Genomic DNA, 759 nt, shown 5'->3' on the forward strand with positions numbered 1-759 from the left:
TTCGAATACCCGACCTTGCGGAGGTCGTCTTCCTTCTCCGCCTCGAAATACAGCGTCGTCACGTCGTACAACACCAAGCTCAGGCCGCCGGTTTCTGCGGCGTACTCGAAACACCGGGCAGCGACCCGGTCTCGATAGCCGTCGGAGCCGATCTGCGCCAGATGCCGTTGAATCGTCTTGTAGGACACCGTTGTCGTGCCGAGGTCGTCGAGCACCCGCAGCGCATCAACCTTTGAGGTCGGCTCGACGATCCGGGCGATCACCAGGTCCTTGAACACACCGTCGTCGACGACGTCGAACCCGAGTCGGTCGTAGACGAAACCGAGCATGTCGTAGAGCAGTCGCGCGCTCGTGCGCACCGTCCGACCCGACGCCGCCGACCTGTTCGCCTTCGTCGGCGGCGCAGGCAGCCTGCCGGACCGCCAGTCGGCCACATCCGCCACCGCCGAGGTCGGCTCGGGCACCTCCAGATCCAACATGCCCTGATCACCTTGGGCGAGTAGGCGGGCCCGCTCGAGCAGAACCCCCAGCTCGGCATCGGTGTGCGCAGACCCGACATGCGCCACGATCTCCCGCCGACCACGGTGTTTGCGCACCACCTGCACCGCAACCGCACCGGACGCGGTGCGCACCTTCCGCACGTACGTCACAGCCCTGGACCTTACCTGCTTAGTGCCCCAACACGGCCTCGCCGATCTGTGAACACACAGGTCACAGCACCGCCAGACGAGCTACCAGCGAGTAATGTCCTAAGTCAGG

The 759-nt window shown here is 65.0% G+C and carries 1 pseudogene; it reads right to left on the reverse strand.

The annotated features are described in order from the left end of the window. Positions 1-650: pseudogene (locus tag P3H15_RS54250) on the reverse strand (IS1634 family transposase); the annotation flags it as partial. Positions 651-759: the final 109 nt, after the last annotated feature.

Origin of the sequence: Rhodococcus sp. T2V, from assembly GCF_029269925.1 — a bacterium.
GTDB lineage: Bacteria > Actinomycetota > Actinomycetes > Mycobacteriales > Mycobacteriaceae > Rhodococcus_F > Rhodococcus_F koreensis.